The sequence below is a fragment of the Nguyenibacter vanlangensis genome (assembly GCF_013376155.1).
Lineage (GTDB): Bacteria > Pseudomonadota > Alphaproteobacteria > Acetobacterales > Acetobacteraceae > Gluconacetobacter > Gluconacetobacter vanlangensis.
This window is the reverse complement of the sequence record NZ_JABXXP010000288.1, coordinates 1-3592: the sequence shown is the minus strand read 5'-3', so window position 1 is coordinate 3592 and position 3592 is coordinate 1. Positions and strand designations below refer to the sequence as shown.

General features: G+C 68.2%; 4 protein-coding genes. 2 read left to right on the top strand and 2 right to left on the bottom strand.

From position 1 onward, the window contains the following. Positions 1 to 780 (bottom strand): glycogen debranching enzyme N-terminal domain-containing protein (locus tag HUK84_RS12550; protein WP_176640596.1); only part of this gene is annotated, 780 nt, incomplete at its 3' end. A 133-nt stretch (positions 781 to 913) separates the two neighbouring features. Between HUK84_RS12550 and HUK84_RS12545 the strand changes: the two genes are divergently transcribed. Further along, positions 914 to 1885: an ABC transporter ATP-binding protein gene (locus tag HUK84_RS12545; protein WP_176640595.1), complete on the top strand. Its 972-nt coding sequence runs from the start codon at positions 914 to 916 to the stop codon at positions 1883 to 1885. Then, positions 1882 to 2643, top strand: a complete 762-nt coding sequence (locus HUK84_RS12540) for an ABC transporter permease (protein WP_176640594.1) — start codon at positions 1882 to 1884, stop codon at positions 2641 to 2643. Before HUK84_RS12545 ends, HUK84_RS12540 begins: the two co-directional genes overlap by 4 nt. Before the next feature lie 69 nt (positions 2644 to 2712). On the opposite strand, the gene HUK84_RS12535 is transcribed toward HUK84_RS12540, so the two are convergent. After that, positions 2713 to 3592, bottom strand: an 880-nt coding sequence (locus HUK84_RS12535; protein ID WP_176640593.1) for an SMP-30/gluconolactonase/LRE family protein, incomplete at its 5' end; no start/stop codon positions are given.

Below are 3592 nucleotides of genomic sequence, written 5' to 3'. Positions count from 1 at the left end.
ACCCGCCGCATCCTGCCCGCCGTCCGCCCGCAGGATCAGCACCGCCATGCCGTCCGTCGGCGCGAAAGTGAACCGCCCCGGCGACGCCAGGTCCTCGACATCGTCCAGCCCGCGCGCCTGCTCCGCGCGATAGAGGAAATTCCGGTACCACACCGGCTCCGGCTGATACGCGCCGTTGCCCGTCGCGACGATCGCCGGCAGCGCGGCATAAGGCCGCCAGACGACACACCCCTCCCGCACCGCGCTGCCCAGCGCGCAGACCGGGTTCTCCCGGTGCAGCGCGTGATAATCGCGGCCCGAGAGCAGCGGCCGCACATGCAGCCGCCACGGGCCCACCCGCTCCTTGCCCCCTTCTGCCTTGTCCAACCCCGCCGTGCCCGTCCACGCCGCGCAGGTCCAGCGCAGCACGGTCTCCGCCGTGTCACGCGCCACGAACAGCTCCTGGCCGATCGCGGTGCCGTCCGGCAGCACGAAATCCCAGCGCGGCCACGGCACGCGCGCAAAGCCGGCCAGATGCGCCGCGCCGTCGGGAAACACCACATCCGGCAGATAAAGCTGGGTGCTCAGCGGATAGGTGCCGGACGGCGTCTCCATCCAGACATCCAGCCCGTTCACCAGCACGACACGCCCGCCCGGCGGCCGGGTCGCGGCCAGCAGCAGCGCGTGATAGCGGCGCGTGCGCGCCCCGCCCACCGTCCCCGACGCGAAACCGCCCCGGCCGTCCGCCTCCAGCCACTCTGCGTCGCGCTCCATGATCGTCCGCACTCCCGCATGGGACATGCAGGACATCCCCGGCATCGAAACCAGGCAAGCCCCTCCCGGCCGAAATCACGATCTATTGCTCCTGGCGCCCCACATTGACCGCGCGGGCGAAATACGCTGAATTCCCCGGCGCATCGCCGGTCGAGGACCCATGGCCCAACCCAATTCCGCCGCCCCGTCCGCCCCCCTGGCCGCCCCCCAGCCTGCCATCGCGGTGCGGAACGTGACCAAGACCTACGCGTCCGGCTTCCAGGCCCTGTCCGACGTCACCCTGGACATCCACCCCGGCGAGATCTTCGCCCTGCTCGGCCCCAACGGCGCGGGCAAGACGACGCTGATCAGCATCATCTGCGGCATCGTCACGGCCACCGGGGGCACTATCCGGGCCAACGGCCACGACATCGTCCGCGACTACCGCGCGGCACGGCGCCAGATCGGCCTGGTGCCGCAGGAACTCAGCACCGACGCGTTCGAAACCGTGCTCGCCACCGTCCGCTTCAGCCGCGGCCTGTTCGGCCGGCCCGCCGATCCCGCCTATATCGAGAAGATCCTGCGCGACCTGTCGCTGTGGGACAAGCGCGACAGCAAGATCGTGACCCTGTCGGGCGGCATGAAACGCCGGGTGATGATCGCCAAGGCCCTGTCGCACGAACCGCGCATCCTGTTCCTCGACGAACCCACGGCCGGCGTCGACGTCGAACTGCGCCGCGACATGTGGCAGATGGTGCGCGCCCTGCGCGACACCGGCGTCACCATCATCCTGACCACCCATTATATCGAGGAAGCCGAGGAAATGGCCGACCGGATCGGGGTGATCAACAAGGGACGGATCATCCTGGTCGAGGAAAAATCCCGCCTGATGCACAAGCTGGGCAAGACCCAGCTCGTGCTCCGGATGCAGGCCCCGCTGGCCGAATGTCCCGCCGCCCTTGATGCGTGGCAACTGGAATGCACGGCCGGCGGCACCGAACTGGTCTACACCTACGACGCGCAGGCCGCCGATACCGGCGTGGCCGCCCTGATGCGGCAGATCGACGCGCTGGGACTCGAAATCCGCAACCTGCAGACCCGGCAAAGCTCGCTGGAAGACATCTTCGTCAGCCTGGTGCGGAGCGAATCATGAATCTTCATGCCATCGGCGCCATCTACCGGTTCGAGATGAGCCGTACCGGGCGCACCCTGCTGCAGAGCATCGTCTCGCCCGTCCTCTCCACGACCCTCTATTTCGTGGTCTTCGGCGCGGCGATGGGGGCCCATATGCGCATGATCGACGGCGTCGCCTACGGGGCCTTCATCGTGCCGGGCCTCGTCATGCTCTCGCTGCTGACGCAAAGCATCATGAACGCCTCCTTCGGCATCTATTTCCCGAAATTCCTCGGCACGATCTACGAGGTCCTGTCCGCCCCGGTCTCGCCCCTGGAAATCGTGATCGGCTATGTCGGGGCGGCCGCCAGCAAATCGCTGATGCTGGGCCTCATCATCCTGGCGACCGCCCGGCTGTTCGTGCCGTTCGGCATCGCCCACCCGCTGCCGATGGCGGCCTTCCTGGTCCTGACCGCCGTGACCTTCAGCCTGTTCGGCTTCATCATCGGCATCTGGGCCGATAATTTCGAGAAGCTGAACCTGGTCCCCATGCTGATCGTCACCCCCCTGACCTTCCTGGGCGGCAGCTTCTATTCGATCGGCATGCTCCCACCCGCCTGGCGGACCGTGACCCTGTTCAACCCCGTCGTCTATCTCATCAGCGGCTTCCGCTGGAGCTTCTACGGCATATCCGAAATCGCGGTGGGGATCAGCCTGGGCATGACGCTCCTCTTCATGGCGCTCTGCCTGGCCACGATCTGGTGGATCTTCAAGACGGGCTACCGCCTGAAACGCTGAACGCTGAACGCTGAACGCTGAACGCTGAACGCTGGACGCCGGGGGGCCGGGCAGGGCAGGGGGCTACCCCTACCGCCCCGGCCCCGGATCGCCCCGCACATTGACATGCAGCGCGTACAGCGAATGCGTCGCCGCCATGAACAGCCGATTGCCCCGCACGCCGCCGAAGCACAGATTGGCGCACCGCTCCGGCAGCGGAATATGGCCCAGCCGCACGCCCGCCGGCGTAAAGACCGTCACGCCGTCCCGCCCCGCTCCGCCGCCCCAGCCGCACCACAGACGCCCCTCCGCGTCACAGCGCAGCCCATCGGCCAGTTCTCCGTCCCCGGCCGTGACCAGCACCGATTTGCGGACGATGGCGCAACGCCCGTCATCCAGCATGCAGGCCCAGATCCGGTTGGGCACCGCCCCGGTCTCGATGACGTACAGGATCGTCTCGTCCGGCGAGAAGCACAGCCCGTTGGGATTGGCGAAATCCGTGCAGGCCAGATGAATCCCGCCCGCCGGATCGATGCGGTACAGGTTGGTCGTCGCCTCGGCCGCCGCCCCGCAGCCGCCTTCATACACGCTGCGCAACCCGTAATCCGGATCGGTGAACCAGACCGATCCGTCCGACGCGCACACCACGTCGTTGGGCGAATTCAGCCGCCCGCCCCCGACCCCGGCACGCGCGGCCAGCACGGTGATCGTCCCGTCATGCTCGGTGCGCGTCACCCGCCGCGTCTCATGCTCGCACGTCACCAGCCGCCCCCGCCGGTCGCGGCTATGGCCGTTGGCGAAATGCGACGGCGCGCGAAAGACCGATACCGCCCCGTTCTCCGCGCACCAGCGCATGACCCGGTTGTTCGGGATGTCGCTCCACAGCAGGAACCGCCCGTCGCCGAACCACACCGGTCCCTCCGCCCAGGCCATCCCGCCGGCCAGCCGCACGACCGGGCTGTCGGGCGGC